This is a genomic window from Streptomyces sp. NPDC028368 (assembly GCF_055565615.1).
This window is the reverse complement of the sequence record NZ_JBVHTY010000004.1, coordinates 1-14902: the sequence shown is the minus strand read 5'-3', so window position 1 is coordinate 14902 and position 14902 is coordinate 1. Positions and strand designations below refer to the sequence as shown.

The window sequence follows — 14902 nt, the reverse complement described above, 5'->3', positions numbered from 1 at the left end:
GAGCACGTCGTAAGGAGGCCTGGGTGTCTGTGGACACAGTGGACCCGCCACAACACGAACTGGACCCGTCCCGGCGTTCACCGTTGCGGCCGCGGTTCCGTCAGCAGGCGGGCGCCCTTCTGGACCGGTGGCCGTTCCGGCGGAAACTCAACGTTCTGGTGATCGCGCCTGTCGCCGTCGTCGGCATCCTTCTTGGCGTCGGCGTCACCTCTCAGATGCAGAAGGCCGCGGACGCCGGCCGGAGCGCGGAGCTGGTGCGCGACAGCGAGCAGGTCACGAGGCTGATCAACGACGTACAGGCGGAACACCGGCAGGCGCTCCTGCTGTCCGTGGAGCAGGAGTCGGCCCGGCCCGGCGCCGCCCTGCCGTCAACCGCCGTCTACCGTCAGACGCAGCGGGACACCGATGAGCAGGTCACCGCCGTGCATTCCGCGTTCGGGGCGGGCCTGCCGAAGGAAGAGGCGCGGGCCCTCGAGTACATCCGGGGCCTTGCCGTGCTGCGCGACAAGGTCGAACGGGGTTCGGTTCCGGCCGCCACGATCGACCCCGCGTACGCCGCCGCGGTCGGCTACCTGATCGACGGCATCGGCCTCGACCGCTACGTCGGCACCTCGTCGTCCTCGGTCACCAACCTTCTCGACACGGTACTGCGCGCCGACGCCGCCCACGCGGCCTTCGAGAGCGGGGTGTTCTCCGCCCAGACCCGGGATGCCAACGCGCTCACCGAGTACACCCGTGCGGTCGGTGCCCACAAGGTCTACGAGGAACAGGCAGAGCGTTTTGGCAGGATCGCCGACCCGGACCAGGTCCTGCGCCTGGGCGGAATCGAGCGAGATGCCGAGGAGAACGGCATCGAGGCCCAGTTCGCGGAGCTCCAGATCGATCCGGGCTCGCTGCAGGGCCAGACCCCGCACGAGCTGCGCAAGGCGATCACCGCTGGGACCCGGCAGGCCGAGGCCCGCCTCGACATCACCCGGTCCCTGATCGACCAGATCGCCGCGCGGGCCGACGGTCTCTCCCGCAGCGCCCTGGACAACGCGCTGGCGATGCTCGGCCTCGCCCTGCTCGGCTTCGCCTCCTGGCTGACCTTCTCCGTCCTGGTCCGGCGCTCGGTCGTGCGTCCCCTGGCGGCCCTGACCGGCGCCGCCCAGCAGGTGGTCGACGTGGCCGGCGAGGAGCTCGCCAGAGTCGAGGACGACGAGTCGCCGGACAGCACCCCGCTGCAGCCGCGGCCCATCCCCGTCCCGGTCCACGACGAGATCGGCCACCTGGCCGAGGCGTTCAACCAGGTGCAGGTCACCGCCGCGGCGCTGCTGGAGCGGCAGGTGCTCAGCCGCCGCAACGTCGCCGAGATGTTCGGCAACGTCGGACGCCGGGTCAGCAACCTCACCTCACGCCAGCTCATGCTGATCGACGCCGTGGAACGCGAGGAGACCGACCCCGACGTCCTGGAGCGGATGTACCGCATCGACCACATCGCCGTACGCCTCCAGCGCAACGCCGACAGCCTGATGCTGCTCGCCGGAATCCGGGACCCCGAGGTGGAGGCCCGGCCGACCGCCCTGGTCAACGTCATCCGGGCCGGGCTCGGCCAGATCGAGGGATATCAGCGGGTGTCCCTGCGGTCCGAGACGGAGGTCACCGTCGGGCCCGACATCGTCGACGACCTGACGCTGATGCTCGCCGAACTGCTGGAGAACGCGGTCTCGTTCTCCCCGTCCGACACGCCCGTCGAAGTGGTCGTCCGGCCCGGCACCGACGTCACCTCGGACGGTGGAGCCCTGATCGAGGTCATCGACCACGGCCTCGGCATGACCGCGGAACGCCTCGACGAGGAGAACGCCCGGCTGGTCCGCCGGGAACGGCTCGACCTCGTACCGACCAAGGTCCTCGGCCTGTTCGTGGTCGGAAACCTCGCCCGGCGCTCGGGCATACGGGTCACCCTGAGCCGTACACCGGGCGGCGGGGTCACCGGCACTGTCTGGCTTCCCTCCGCGCTGCTGCTGGCCGTGAGCCCCGCCGCCACACCGTCCGGGGCAGCGGACGCGGCCGAGGCCGAGGCCGAGCATCCGGCAACGCCCGAGCAGGAGTCCACCGCGCCCGCACCCGAGCCCGCGCCGGCCTCCGCCACACCCCTGCCGGTGCGAGCCCCCGCCGTCACGCTCGAACGACGGCCCGCCGCCCCCTCCCGGCAAGGCGAGCTGCCCCGGCGCCTCCCGCGCCGTACGGACGGGGAACAGACCGCCCCCGCGGTCGAGCCGCGGCCGGCACAGTCCGGCCGGCCGCTGCGACGGCGGGTACGGGGTGCGACGCTCGATATGACCACCCCAACGGCCGACCGGGAGACCCAGGACGTGCGCCGGCCTGTCGACGCCGACGCGGTCCGTTCGGAACTCGACGAATTCGAGGCCGCCGTACACAGGGCGGAGCGAGAGAGCGCTCCTGCCCCGAGCAATTCAGCCCCATCGCCACACCAGCAACCCCGGAAGGAGTCGGGCAGTGACGACGCCGACAGGTAAGAGCAGTTCCGAGCGGGACGAGCCCATGGATCTGACAGCCGCCGCGGCCGACTTCACCTGGCTGCTCGACCGGTTCGCCACCCAGACCGCCGGCGTCGTCGACGCCATCGCGGTGTCCTCCGACGGCCTGCTGATCGCCGTCTCCCAACTGCGCGAGCAGGCCGACTCCGAGCGGCTCGCCGCGATCGTGTCGGGCATCACGAGTCTGGCCGCCGGTGCGTCCGGCAACTACGGCCTCGGCGGCCTCAACAAGGTCATCATCGACTTGGAGGGCGGCCACGTACTGGTGTCCGCCATCGGCTGCGGTGCCGTTCTCGGCGTGGTGACCTCCAAGGAGGCGAAGCTCGGCAACATCGCCTACGAGATGACCCTCTTCGCCAACCGGGCCGGGAGCGCGCTCACCCCCCAGCTTGTGCTGCAGCTCAAGAACAACGCCGGCGCCGCACCGGCCCGCTGACCCGTCCCACACCACGGAGGCAGGGGTGCAGGCGCCGAGAAGAGGATCATGATGGCCGCCGGTGAATCAGGATCGAACGAGGCTGGGGGTCCCCCCTGCTCATGGGGGTCCCCCCGCTCGAGCGAAGCCGAGAGTGGAGGACGAGCCGAGAGCTTGGGGGAGGGCGGAGCCCCGGGGCCGTCGGAGCCGGCCGGCCGCGCTCCCGCGATCCGGCCTTTCCTGCTGACCGCCGGCCGGGTGGCGGGGGGCGGCGCCGGCCCACCGCTCCCGGTCGAGACCCAGGTCGTGGCGACATCGTCCGGGCTCTCCGTCCTGGACTCGCTCTCCTTCGAACAACACGACATCGTCGCCGCCTGCCGGCGGCCGCAGTCGGTGGCGGAACTGGCCGCGCGGCTGCGCCTCCACCTCAACGTGGTCCGGGTGCTGGCGGAGGACCTGCGCGCCGCCGGACATCTGGCGATCCATGTCCCGAACGCCAGGGCAACCCAGGACATTTCCGTACTGCGAAGGGTTATTGATGGTCTCCGTGCCGTCCCCGACTCACGGGACACACTCCGTGACAGCGGTTGAACAGCCGCCGCTGCCGGTCAAGTTGGTCATTGCCGGCGGCTTCGGCGTCGGCAAGACCACGGCCGTGGGCTCGATCTCCGAGATCCGGCCGCTGACCACGGAGGCCGCCATCACCGAGGTCGCGGCGGGCGTGGACGATCTCTCCCACACCCCCGGCAAGACCACCACCACGGTCGCCATGGACTTCGGCTGCATCACCATCGACCCGACGCTGAAGCTCTACCTGTTCGGCACGCCGGGCCAGGACCGGTTCGGGTTCATGTGGGACGACGTGGTCGAGGGAGCTCTCGGCGGTCTGGTGATCGTGGACACCCGCCGCCTGGACGACTGTTACGCCGCGGTCGACTACTTCGAGCACAAGGGCATCCCGTTCGCCGTCGCCGTCAACGCGTTCGACGGCGAGATCCACCACAGCCTCGACGAGGTGCGGTGGGCGCTGGACGTCTCCGACCACGTACCGCTGATCGTCTTCGATGCACGCAAGACAGGCTCGGTCCGGGACGCACTGCTGGTCGTACTCGAAGTCGCCCTGTCCCGCGCGGAAAACACCGCAACGGACTGACCCCCGGGCCCTCTGACCGAGCTTGCCTGCGCATCTCGGTGAGGGGCCGCGGCGATCGGGCCGCGCAAGCACAGCTCGGGAAGTGGCGACGCTCAGACCCAGCCGGGAGCAAGCGGCAGCGGCCAGTTGGGCGGGTTCGGCAGGGGACGGTCGGATAGGAGAGGGGTGCCGGTCGCGCGGCCGCTGAGCCGGCCGAGAAGGGCGTGGCCGGCACCGGTGATGTGGGGCCCGGTCGGGGACAGTGCCCAAGATCGGGCGAGGTCGGTGGCTTCTATCCGAGCGACGGGAAAGCTGCGTGCGGTCAGCCCGGCGACGGTGTCGTCGAGGGCCCATGTCACGTACGTGCTCGGCCAGTCGGCGGTGCGGTAACCGATGTTCAGGTCGACGTGGCGTGTCCGCGGGTCCAGCCGGACAGCGCCGAGGGCGCCCGCGCCTCCGCGTCGGTCAGCGTGTCGAGGGCCTCGGTGACACGAGCACCGGAGTGGGCTACTTCCTCGATGATGTCCATAACATCCTTACTGCGGTGGTGAGTTGGTGACGAGGTCGGCCGGCGGTCACTGGGTTTCGGGCGGACCGGTGACGGGGACTACCGGCCCCTCAGCAGGTCGGCGATGGCCGTGATGCCTGCCGCGATGGCGCGTTCGCCGACGTTGCCGAACCCCAGGACCAGCTGTGCCGGCTCGGTCCGGTGCGAGGAGCGGCAGGTGCTCATTCCGTACAGGCCGACGGACCGGGCACGGGCGGCGGCGATGACGTCCTGCTCGTCGGCCGATGCGTCGAGCTGGGCGACCGCATGGAAACCGGCGGCCAGACCGGTCACGCCAACCCCGGGAGCGTGTTCGGCGAGTGCTGCCAGCAGGGCGGTGCGCCGCGCCGCATACGTGGTCCGCATCCGGCGCAGGTGCCGGTCGAAGCGGCCGGCCTCGATCAGCCTGGCGAGGGCGAGTTGGTCGAGCGTGGGCGAGCCGCCTCCGCCCGTGCCCTCAAAGAGGCGGGTCAGCAGACAGCGTCATGCCCCCAGTTCCCTATCCCATTTTCCTTGCTCAATTCCCTTTCTCATTTCCCTTGCTCAGTTCCCTTGCCCAGTCCAGCAATTCGGGTTCGCCCAGGCCGGCTCCCAGCCAGTCGTGGTCGAGGTTGGCACCCGGGAGGGACGGAACGACGGCGACGTAAAGCCCGGCAGCACGCGCCGAGGAGATGCCCGTGGCCGAGTCCTCGAAGGCGACGGAATGCTTCGGGGCCACACCGAGTGCCTCACATGCCATGAGGTAGAGGTCTGGTGCGGGCTTGGGGGAACGCACCTCGTCGGCGGCGAACGAGTGGGGGAAGTATTCGGCGAGACCAGCCGAACCCAGTGCCGTGTCCAGCAGTTCCCGGGGGCTGTTGCTGGCGACGGCGATGGGCACGGCTGCCCGGCAGGCGCGTACCAGCTCCGCTGCCCCGGGGAGGGCGGCGGCGCCCCGGGCCAGCTCCTTGCGGACTCTTCCGAGGAGTTCGGCGGCGAGTTCGGGACCGGCTCCGGGCCGTGCGAAGTAATCCGCCATGGCCTCTCCCGCGGCTTCCACGGTACGGCCGATGACCAGCGCTTTCTGTTCGGGGCCGAAGGGGTGGCCGTGCGCGGCGAAGATGGCCGTTTCCGCGACGGTCCAGCAGACTTCGGTGTTGACCAGCAGGCCGTCGCAGTCGAAGACCACGGCCTCCGTGCTGGTGGGGAGCGAGCCCATGTATGCGTCCTTTCCCTTCGGGTGAGCTGGTTGCCTGAGCCGGTTGACTGAGTTGGTTGCCTGAGTTGGTTGCCCGTTCAGAGGTTGTCGGCGCGGCCGGCAGAGGCGCACACCAGCCTCATGACGCGACCGTTCGCGTTCCGGAGGTCATCGAGACGCCGGCGTGCGGTCTCCCCTCTCGCCACCTTCGGTCTCCGCCTCACTCCCCGAGCGCGAGGCGGAGGCCGAAGGCGGCGATGACCGTACCGGTGATGCGGTCGAGAGAGCGGCGCACCGAGGGCCGTTGCAGGCGGTCGCGGAGCACGTGCGCGAGGGTGATCAGCACACCGGCCCACATGACGGCCAGGAGGATGTGCACACCGGCCAGGAGCATGCCCGCAGCGAGATGCGGGGCATCGGCGGGGATGAACTGCGGGAGCACCGCGACGTAGAAGGCGCCCATCTTCGGGTTGAGAAGATTGGTCGTGATGCCTTGACGCCAGCCGCCGAGCAGGGTGTGGCCTGCGCCTTTCCCGGTCTTGGCCTCGGCCCCGCTCCCGGTCGACTGCGGGCACTCGTCCACCGAGCGGCGCCAGGTGGCCCACAACAGCCTGCCACCCATCCACACCAGGTACGCGGCTCCGGCCCAGCGCAGTGTCTCGTAGGCGAGGTGAGACGCGGTCAGCAGTGCGGTGACACCGAGTGAGGTGAGCGCGCCCCAGACCAGTGTGCCGCTCTGGATTCCGAGGACCACGCCCCAGGCACGACGACGTTGCCCGAGCGCGGCGGTGCGCAGCACGAGCGCGGTGTCCAGCCCGGGAGTGAGGGTGAGAAGTCCCACCATCAGGGAGAAAGTCCACAATGCGTCTATGGGGATCATGGACGATCACCATAGGCCGGGAGTCGTAGAACATCCACTTTTCTGCCCGAAATCGGGCAGGAATTGCGCTGTTCACTCCTACGATCGATCGTCTCGTCGGGGAGATGCCCCGGCGACATGCCGAACACCCCACCGCCGCCCGGCAGTTAAGGAGCGACGTTGGCAGGGCGCCCCCAAGCGGAAGGGCTCCCGTCGGCAAACAGGGCGAGTTGACCGCTGGGCGTCCCGTCGGCCGAACGCCAAGGTGCGGGGTGAGTGCGACCTCAAGGGGTTCGGTGCGCCCCTGGTCGAGGCGCTCGACAGCGGCGGCCACCGCGTACCGGGCCTGCCCCTCTGCGCCCTGGCTGACGGTGGTCAGGTTGGAGCAGCTCAGCCTGGAGAGGCTGTCGTCGTCGCAGCCGGCCACCGAGACATCGCCCGGAACGGCGACCCCGGCTCGGGCGAAGGCCGCCAGGACGCCAATGGCGCACTGGCCGTTGGAGGCGACGACGGCGGTGGGCACGTCACCCCCGTCGAGCAAGTGACGGACGGCTCGTGCGCCCGCGGCTTCGGTGTGGTCGCCGCGCAGGATCCGGATGCGGCCATCGAGGCCGTGACGCCGCATAGCGGTGCGGTAGCCGCGGCGCCGGTCGGTGGCGATCAACCCGGTGTTCTCCCCGGTCACCCTGAAGCGGCTCGTCGACGAGGCCGGGACGACGAACATCGGCTCCGAGATGGACCCCTCGCACCTGATGTGACAGGGCATGGACTTCGTGGCCTCCATCAAGTGGCTGGGCCCGCTGGTGTTCCGCGCCGCCGCGAAGGACGCGACGCTCTGCCCCGGCGCCGACATCCGTGGCGTGCTGGACACGCCGTTCACCCGCGTGCCCGCCGACGCGGCCGGCAAGGTGCCCACCGGTTTCGGATTCTGGTGCAACACCTGGCCGGAGAACCCGGCATGGAAGTTCGTCGCCGTCGGCCTCGGACACGACGTCGCCTACTGGACCGAGTTCCTGCGCGCCCTCGCCGAGATCGCCCCGGGCATGGCCGTGAACATCGAGCACGAGGACGCCGCCTACTCCCAGACCGAAGGGCTCGCCCTGGCCGCCAAGAACCTGCGCAGCGCCGCGGCCGCCCTGTGCCCCATCCCGATACGTGGCCCCGTTCTCGTCAGCCGAGCGCGGGGCCACGGCGGTACCACCGGGTCGCCCACGACCCCGAGATCACACTGGCCGGCACCATAACGACGACCACGAATTCGGCACGATCCACGCCAGGAGGACGCGGAGGAGGCGGAGGAGGCGGAGGAGGCGGACGAACAGACACAGCCTCAGTGGCCAACTGGAGCAGTTGGCACCGGAGTCCCCTCCGGCGGCCGCGCCTGTGCGTGCGGAAGAACGCGAGTCACTTGCCGAGTCTCTTCGCCACGGCGGCACGCCGGGCGAATACCTCGTCCTGGGAGGCCCCCATCTCGCGGAGGGCCGCTTTCCGTTCCCTCTGGGCAAGCCGGTCCAGATACAGGTGACCGTGAAGGTGATCTGTCTCGTGCTGCAGGCACCGGGCGAAGTAGCCCCTGCCTTCGATCACCAGCGATTCGCCGTCCTTGTCGCGACCCCGGACGACGGCACGGTCGAGGCGGGGCACCACTCGGTAGGGACCGGGAACGGACAGACACCCTTCGGGTTCCTCCACCAGCCTGCGGTGCTCGGCCGACACCTCGTCCAGGACCGGATTGGCGATGTGCCCGACGTGGCGGACGCCCCACTCGTCTGTGATGTCCCACACGAACAACTGCAGGTCCACGTCGACCTGGTTGGCAGCGAGCCCCGCACCCTCCGCCACGTGGTTGGTGGCGAACATGTCGTCGATCAGCTTCGACAGCTCCGGTGTGCCGAATTGAGTGACCTCCCGGCACCGGCGGCGCAGAATCTCCTCCCCCACCACAGTAATCCGGCGCACCGCACCCTGGCCCACCTCCGGCGCGAGCCGCGGGTAGGACTCGACGGGCTCACCCTGCACACGCACCCGGCGGTCCTGCGAGGTGTCACCGAACCGAACAGCCATGGGTCATCAACGCCTTCCGTAAACGCTTCATCCGTCGGGTAAGGGCGCCAGCCTGCCCCAGACGGCTTGCCAAGTCCTTTGCAAAGTAGCACTCTTTGCAAAGTGAGCGATGAGAACCGTCAAACCGCAGCCACAGGCCCCCTGCCGGACGGCGCCCGGCAGTCCCTCCCCGACCACCCGGTGCGCGTCGCCCTGCTGGACCTGCTCGCCGAAGTCGGCACCATCACCTCCACCGAGGCCGCCGCCCGCCTCGGCTACAGCTCCGGCCTCTGCTCCTTCCACCTACGCCAGCTCGCCCGGTACGGCCTCATCGAAGAAGCAGCCCACCAAGGCGGCCGGGCACGGCCGTGGCAGCTCCGGTGGGAGTCTCCCCACCAGCCCGACCAGGAAGAGCAAGAAGAGTTCGCCGCCCTCGCGCGCGGCCTGGAAGACGAGAGCTACCAGCGCTGGCTGGCCCACCGGGACCAGGCGCCGGCCGAGTGGCAGCAGGACGAATCCTTCAGCGCCGTGCTTCACCTCACCCCAGCAGAGATGTCCGAACTCGCCACGTCCATCCGCCATCTGCTCGCCAACTACCGCGACCGGGACGACCGCCCGGCCGCACGCCCCCAGGGCACTGTGGCGGTGGCTGCGGTCACCAGGCTGTTTCCGCTTCTCGCCCCGAATCCCGCGCCGCCGCAACCGGCAACCCGCCATGGCGTTGATGAATCAACCGATTGATGAGCAAGATCAGCAAGCGCGCGTACACGGCCGGGACGGTGCCGGATCATGTCGGTAAAACGCCCAGGCGACCGCCTGTCGGATGGACACCTACGGCTTCCACCTCGTCACCACTGCCAGACGCCAAGGCAGCGGCAGCTTCGTCGAGTCGCTCCAGGTACGCCTGTACGGACAGCCATCTCACCGTCCGCTCTACGGTCCAGCGGTGGCGGCCCAGCGGCGTGGTCAGTCCGGACGGGACCGGACGGGCCGGAGAGCGCCGGCAGCTGCCGCCAGGTGAAGCCACCGCTGGCGATCTCCCCGGCCCGCCGTTCGCGGCCTCGAGCAAGAACTACTGGTACTCGACAAACCCGCAGGTCGTCATCAACGCCAACAGCCGCCTGATGGCGGCCATCGACGTTCCGCTGCCCAGTAGTCGCAACGACCGCCGGGCATTCACCGAGTCCGGAGTGGACCGTGCCTGTCGCGGGCCCCGCTGATCGCCGACGACGGCTATCAAGGCACCGAGCTGCTGATCCCGCATCGCAAACAACGAGGCCAACAGCACCTGAGCTTCCAGCAGGAACAGGAAGCAGAGCACAAGGTCCACCGGCGAGTTCGTGCCCGTCGAGCACGGACTGTCCCGGCTGAAGAACTGGAAAGTCCTGCAGGACTGTCGACTCAAGGGCTCCTGCAGGACTGTCGGCTCAAGGGCAACGGCGTCCATCAGGCCGCGCTCGGCATCGCCCGCCTGCACAACCTCGCCCTCACCGGATAACTCCCACCCCCATACGGGACGGGACAACCTCTAGGCACGGGCGGGGCGCACGCGGCCTCGGCTCGGGTACTCGTTCGTCAACTCGCGGTCCGGTCCGAGGCCTTGACCGGGACACAGGCGAATCGGTCGGCGTCCACTTCGGCTTCCTTCGTGGGACCGCACAGTTGGAACGACATGGCGTTCTCCGTGTCCGGCAGGCTGAACCCGACCACGCCGATCTTGGTCTCACCGCGCTCGACGCTGGTTCCGGTGATGGTTTCGCTCCAGGTGGAGTTGCGCCATTGGCCGTCCGCGACCTCCGCGAGCTGGCTGCTGGGGTAAGCCTCGACAACGGCACGACGTAGGACCGACAGCGTGCACCTGTGGGACCCACAGGCGACACGCTCCCCGCCGGCTCCAGGACAACCCCACACAAACACAAGCCAACCCCCTACGGGACAGCCTCCAGTGATCAGAGCAATTGATCAGAGCAATTGAGGCGATCTCTTACTCAGCGGTCCTGTGGTGCAGGGAGTCGAGGATGGCCAGTTCGTCCTCGATGAGGTGTAGCGCGCCGGCGGCCACGTTGGATGCCAGGTGGTCCGGGTTGCCGGTCCCTGGGATGGCCAGCACGTGCGGACCGCGGTGCAGTGTCCAGGCGATCCGGACCTGGGCTGGGCTTGCCCCGTGCGCCTTGGCGACGGCCAGAATCTTCGGGTCGTCATTGCCGCTGGCCCCGGCCTCGCGCCCGGAACCGGCGACCGCATAGAACGGCACGAAGGCGACACCCTGCTCCCCGCAGGTCTGGACGAATGCGTCCTGGTCGGGCCGCACCCCGATGCCGTACTGGTTCTGCACGCACACCACTGGCGCGATGGCCTGGGCCTCGGCGAGCTGTGCGGGGTTGACGTTGGAGATGCCCAGGTGGCGGATGAGGCCGGCGGCACGCAGTTCAGCGAGCGCGCCGAAGCGCTCGGCGATCGAAGCGCTCCCGACGATGCGCAGGTTCACCACATCCAGGTGGCCGCGGCCAAGCTGACGCAGGTTCTCCTCGACCTGGCCGCGCAACTGCTCGGGGACGGCATGCGGCTGCCACTGGCCCGAGGAGTCCCGCCCCGGCCCCACCTTGGTGGTGATGACCAGGTCGTCCGGGTAGGGGGCCAGGGCCCGGTTGATCAGTTCATTGGCGGAGCGCAGCGGCGAAAAGTAGAACGCGGCGGTGTCGATGTGGTTCACACCGAGCTCGAGCGCGCGGCGGAGCACGCCGATCGCCTGGTCACGGTCGCGCGGGACGGCGCCCGGGATAAGCGCTTCACCAGTCTGCGGCAGGCGCATCGCGCCGAAGCCGATCCGGTTCACCACCAGGTCTCCGAGCTTCCAGGTGCCTGATGCCGCCGCGTTGATCGGCTCTGAGGTCATGTCGGAGCTCATCTCGGAGGTCATGTCTGAGGTCATGTCTGAGGTCATGTCGGAATGATCTGTCCCTCGTAAGATCGCCTCCACTTATTCAGGCATAGATGAATCCTCGGGGGCGTCGTGGCGGAACTGCTGTTCTCGGCAAGGGATCTGGCGCAGATGCGCTTTGCTGTCTCGCCCATGTGGGAGGTCGGGCCCAGCTTCCGGCTGCTGAACTCGGGATCCGTCCACCCGGTGCACCAGCATTGGATCGAACAGGTACGGGCACGCGTCGCGGCCACCGGGCTGGGCCGGGGATGGCTCGCCGAGCTGATCCCCCCGTCCGGCTACGTCCCCGACTTCCTCAACCCGACGCCCTCCGGACCGGCCCCCACACTGGCGGCCGAGCTCGAGGGCATCGCGGCCGCTCACGCCGACCGCGTACGCCACGACCTCGACCACCTCAGGCTCCAGCGAGGAGGTCTCGGCCCCAAAGCACGCGCCCTGTACGCGCAGCCGCAAGCTCACCTCGCCCGCGTCGCGGAAGAGATCCAAACCTACTGGGACCTGGCGCTCGCCCCCTACTGGGCGCGGATCCGGGCGGTGCTCGACGCAGATGTCGCCCACCGGGCACGGCAGGTCGCCGAGCGCGGCGCGGCCCACCTCCTCAACGATCTGCACACCTCGGTGCGCTGGGACAACGACACGCTACGACTGCTCCGCCGGCCCAAGGACCTCTCCCGGCAGACAGCAGGCCACGGACTCCTGCTGATCCCTTCGGTCTTCACCGGGTCAGGCCCGCTCACCCGGGTGACACCGCCGGACCCGCCGCAACTCGCCTACCCCGCACGCGGCATCGGCTCCCTGTGGGAGTCACGGCCCACCACCGGGACGGGCGCCCTCGCCGCCGTACTCGGCCGCTCACGCACCCTGCTGCTGACCGAACTCGCCAGCCCGGCCTCCACCACCGAACTGGCCGGCCGCACAGGACTCTCCCCCGCAGGCGTCTCTCAAAGCCTGACCGCGCTCCGTAACGCGGGCCTGGTCAGCGCCCATCGAGCCGGACGATCGGTGCTGTACGCACGCACCTCCGTCGCGGAATCCATCCTGACCGCCGCCAATCCGTAGGTTGGAGCATTGACCGCTACGGGACGTCACCTGGGGACTGTCTGGATGGAACAGGTTTCGAGGCCCGAGTCGGATGCACCGCGTGAGTCGCGCCGTTCCGCGTTCGCCAGAGCCCCCGGCCCCATGTCGAGCGTGCTGCACTGGCGCCAGCGCGGGTACGGCGGGGGTTCAGCAATCCCCGGCGACCCTGGCCATGGCCGCCCACGCCTGCCTGACCGACCTGCGGGCCCGTGAACTCGATACCGGGAAAGCAGAAACGGATCCTCCCAGCTCATCCACCTCAGTAGCTGTTGTCGTACCGAACCTGGGACGGCGTTTTCGCTGGTGAGGCATAGAGTCGGTGATTCCGTGGGAGTGGTGGCCTGTCGTGTTGTCGCTCCCTTGGAGGTCGCGGATGCCGTCGGTTGTCGGACTGCTGGAACAGCACGAGCTCGCCGCTCGTCGTCGAGTCGACGGGCTGCGGGAGGAGGCCGACCGCATCCAGACCGAGCTGGCCGAGGCCGAGCAGGAATGGCAGGAGTGGGCGATCGCCCGCAGGCGGGTCGATACGGTGCTGGCTCCGGGCGGCGGCAACGCCTCCGATACGGCAGTCACCGAGGAGCCGCGGGATGCGGACGCGCAGTCGGCGCCTGGGGATGCGGCGAAGCCGAAGTCGCAGGTGCCGGTGTGGCGTGAAGGGCTGGCCTGGTCGGCGTTGTCTGTGGACTACCAGCGCATCCTGCAGGCGCTCGCGGACCGGTCCCGGCTCGGTCAAGGCCGCTGAACTGCCAGGAGATGGCCGCAGGGTTCGGCATGGACGTGGTGCCGGCGCGGGTGGAGGCACTGCGATCGAAGGCGAAACGCCTGGTCGCGCGCGGCTGGCTCGCCGAGCCTGCGCCGGGCCGGTTCACGCTCGCTGCGGGCGCGGCCGGGCCAAGCGGCGGGTCATGAGCAGGATCATCGACCAGTAGACCATCGCTTCGGCGCTGGTGGTGCGCCGCTCGAAGTCGCATGTCAGGCGGCGGGTGCGCATCAGGTGGGCGAAGAACCACTCGACAATCCACCGTTTGGGCAGCACCACGAAGCCGCGCGTGTCGTCGCTGCGCTTGACGATCACCAAGACCAGGGCGAGCGTGGCCAGGCAGTGCTCGACGAGACTGCCTGTGTAGCCGCCGTCGGCCCAGATGAGGGCCAGCCGGTGATGCACGGCAGCCACTCGCTCAAGCAGCACCTGGGCGGCGGTGCGGTCGCCGACATCAGCGGCGGTGACCATCACGCCCAGCAGCAGGCCGAGGGTGTCGACCACGGCGTGCCGCTTGCGGCCGTTGACCAGCTTGCCGCCGTCGAAGCCGCGGCTGTCCGCGCCGACGACGGCGTCCGCCTTGACCGACTGCGAGTCGATCACGCCGGCGGTCGGTTCCGCATCCCGCCCCAGACGCTCGCGGACGTTGGCGCGCAGCCGGTCGTGGAAATCCTTCACCAGGGCCTGGTCGCGCCAGCCGCGGAAGAACGCATATACCCGGCCCCACGGCGGGAAGTCCCCGGGCATCGCCCCCCACTTGATGCCGTTGTCCACCAGGTAGCGGATGGCATCGAGCATCGACCGGTGGCAGAACACCTCTGACTGCCCGCCCCGGCCGCGCATCCAGCCCGGCACCGGCAGCAGCGGCCGGACCACCGCCCACTCCGCGTTCGTCATGTCCGACGGATACCGCCGTACGCGTCTCGGCCGGTCCGCTGCGTTGCCATACACGTGCGCGAGACAATCACACGACGGAAAATGCGAGTTGGACCCCACGGGCGCGAACGCGCAGAACTGCGACCGCAGAGCCTCCTGGTGCTTGGTCAGCTTCGCAACCCCGAGCTACCGAGAGGCCCTGCCTTCATGCGCCGACCGTCCCGAGGACACCCAAACAGGACCCCTGTTCGACCACACGAGCCCGCAGATCGGTACGAAAGCGCCTCCACAGTGGGGAGCGCGTTTGCCAGACTGCTCCAGCCGTCACTGCGACGTCGCAGGCATCGACGGTTCCACTGGGCTTGATGCGCTTTGACGGACATCTGAGATCAGGGGTTCTGCCCCGGGAGGATGTCCATCATGGAGAGCATGGGGAAGAAGAAGCCTCGGCCTCGCCGTTCGTTCACGCCGGAGTTCAAGGCCGAGATCGTCGAGCTGTGCCGGCGCGGTGACCGCTCGGTCGGTCAGGTCG

General features: G+C 69.3%; 14 protein-coding genes and 3 pseudogenes. 9 read left to right on the top strand and 8 right to left on the bottom strand.

The genetic code is table 11. From position 1 onward, the window contains the following. Nucleotides 1-158: 158 nt before the first annotated feature. From ACZ4S3_RS10345 to ACZ4S3_RS10330, 4 genes are all read left to right on the top strand, one after another. Nucleotides 159-2519, top strand: coding sequence for a sensor histidine kinase (locus tag ACZ4S3_RS10345; protein ID WP_467931515.1), 2361 nt, complete (start codon nucleotides 159-161; stop codon nucleotides 2517-2519). A 25-nt stretch (nucleotides 2520-2544) separates the two neighbouring features. Continuing rightward, nucleotides 2545-2976: a roadblock/LC7 domain-containing protein gene (locus ACZ4S3_RS10340; RefSeq protein ID WP_467931510.1), complete on the top strand. Its 432-nt coding sequence runs from the start codon at nucleotides 2545-2547 to the stop codon at nucleotides 2974-2976. A gap of 153 nt (nucleotides 2977-3129) precedes the next feature. Then, nucleotides 3130-3546, top strand: a complete 417-nt coding sequence (locus ACZ4S3_RS10335; RefSeq protein WP_467929805.1) for a DUF742 domain-containing protein — start codon at nucleotides 3130-3132, stop codon at nucleotides 3544-3546. Beyond that, nucleotides 3494-4108, top strand: a complete 615-nt coding sequence (locus ACZ4S3_RS10330; RefSeq protein WP_467929801.1) for a GTP-binding protein — start codon at nucleotides 3494-3496, stop codon at nucleotides 4106-4108. Before ACZ4S3_RS10335 ends, ACZ4S3_RS10330 begins: the two co-directional genes overlap by 53 nt. Before the next feature lie 376 nt (nucleotides 4109-4484). On the opposite strand, the gene ACZ4S3_RS10325 is transcribed toward ACZ4S3_RS10330, so the two are convergent. The 5 genes and pseudogenes from ACZ4S3_RS10325 to ACZ4S3_RS10305 form a co-directional block, all read right to left on the bottom strand. Continuing rightward, on the bottom strand, nucleotides 4485-4616 hold the full coding sequence (locus tag ACZ4S3_RS10325) for a hypothetical protein (protein ID WP_467929796.1): 132 nt from the start codon (nucleotides 4614-4616) through the stop codon (nucleotides 4485-4487). Nucleotides 4617-4694: 78 nt separating this feature from the next. Next, entirely contained in the window at nucleotides 4695-5000 is a 306-nt protein-coding gene (locus ACZ4S3_RS10320) for a hypothetical protein (RefSeq protein WP_467929792.1), read from the bottom strand. Between the two features lie 151 nt (nucleotides 5001-5151). Then, nucleotides 5152-5832 carry an HAD family hydrolase gene (locus tag ACZ4S3_RS10315; protein ID WP_467929787.1) on the bottom strand — a complete coding sequence of 227 codons (681 nt, stop codon included), beginning with the start codon at nucleotides 5830-5832 and terminating at the stop codon, nucleotides 5152-5154. Between the two features lie 199 nt (nucleotides 5833-6031). Continuing rightward, nucleotides 6032-6691, bottom strand: a complete 660-nt coding sequence (locus tag ACZ4S3_RS10310) for a LysE family translocator (protein ID WP_467929782.1) — start codon at nucleotides 6689-6691, stop codon at nucleotides 6032-6034. Between the two features lie 292 nt (nucleotides 6692-6983). Next, nucleotides 6984-7295, bottom strand: a pseudogene (locus ACZ4S3_RS10305) (substrate-binding domain-containing protein); the annotation flags it as partial. Between the two features lie 139 nt (nucleotides 7296-7434). Here ACZ4S3_RS10305 and ACZ4S3_RS10300 point away from each other — a divergent pair. After that, on the top strand, nucleotides 7435-7914 hold the full coding sequence (locus ACZ4S3_RS10300) for a hypothetical protein (protein ID WP_467929778.1): 480 nt from the start codon (nucleotides 7435-7437) through the stop codon (nucleotides 7912-7914). Nucleotides 7915-8074: 160 nt separating this feature from the next. Here the strand turns inward: ACZ4S3_RS10300 and def are convergent, their stop codons facing one another. Then, nucleotides 8075-8734 (bottom strand): peptide deformylase, encoded by a 660-nt coding sequence (def, locus tag ACZ4S3_RS10295; RefSeq protein WP_467929774.1) that lies wholly within the window; start codon nucleotides 8732-8734, stop codon nucleotides 8075-8077. Nucleotides 8735-8836: 102 nt separating this feature from the next. Here def and ACZ4S3_RS10290 point away from each other — a divergent pair, with 102 nt between their 5' ends. After that, nucleotides 8837-9454 (top strand): helix-turn-helix domain-containing protein, encoded by a 618-nt coding sequence (locus ACZ4S3_RS10290; protein ID WP_467929769.1) that lies wholly within the window; start codon nucleotides 8837-8839, stop codon nucleotides 9452-9454. Between the two features lie 314 nt (nucleotides 9455-9768). Next, nucleotides 9769-10211 (top strand): annotated as a pseudogene (locus tag ACZ4S3_RS10285) (transposase family protein); the annotation flags it as partial. Nucleotides 10212-10697: 486 nt separating this feature from the next. Here the strand turns inward: ACZ4S3_RS10285 and ACZ4S3_RS10280 are convergent. Next, nucleotides 10698-11609 carry an oxidoreductase gene (locus tag ACZ4S3_RS10280; RefSeq protein ID WP_467931506.1) on the bottom strand — a complete coding sequence of 304 codons (912 nt, stop codon included), beginning with the start codon at nucleotides 11607-11609 and terminating at the stop codon, nucleotides 10698-10700. Nucleotides 11610-11765: 156 nt separating this feature from the next. Between ACZ4S3_RS10280 and ACZ4S3_RS10275 the strand changes: the two genes are divergently transcribed. Both ACZ4S3_RS10275 and ACZ4S3_RS10270 read left to right on the top strand, forming a co-directional pair. Further along, a complete protein-coding gene (locus tag ACZ4S3_RS10275; protein WP_467931502.1) occupies nucleotides 11766-12713 on the top strand; it encodes a winged helix-turn-helix domain-containing protein in 948 nt (315 codons plus the stop codon). A 394-nt stretch (nucleotides 12714-13107) separates the two neighbouring features. Beyond that, a pseudogene (locus ACZ4S3_RS10270) lies at nucleotides 13108-13643 on the top strand (hypothetical protein). On the opposite strand, the gene ACZ4S3_RS10265 reads toward ACZ4S3_RS10270, so the two are convergent. After that, nucleotides 13600-14391 carry an IS5 family transposase gene (locus ACZ4S3_RS10265; protein WP_467929765.1) on the bottom strand — a complete coding sequence of 264 codons (792 nt, stop codon included), beginning with the start codon at nucleotides 14389-14391 and terminating at the stop codon, nucleotides 13600-13602. The pseudogene ACZ4S3_RS10270 and the gene ACZ4S3_RS10265 overlap by 44 nt on opposite strands. Nucleotides 14392-14902 lie beyond the last annotated feature (511 nt).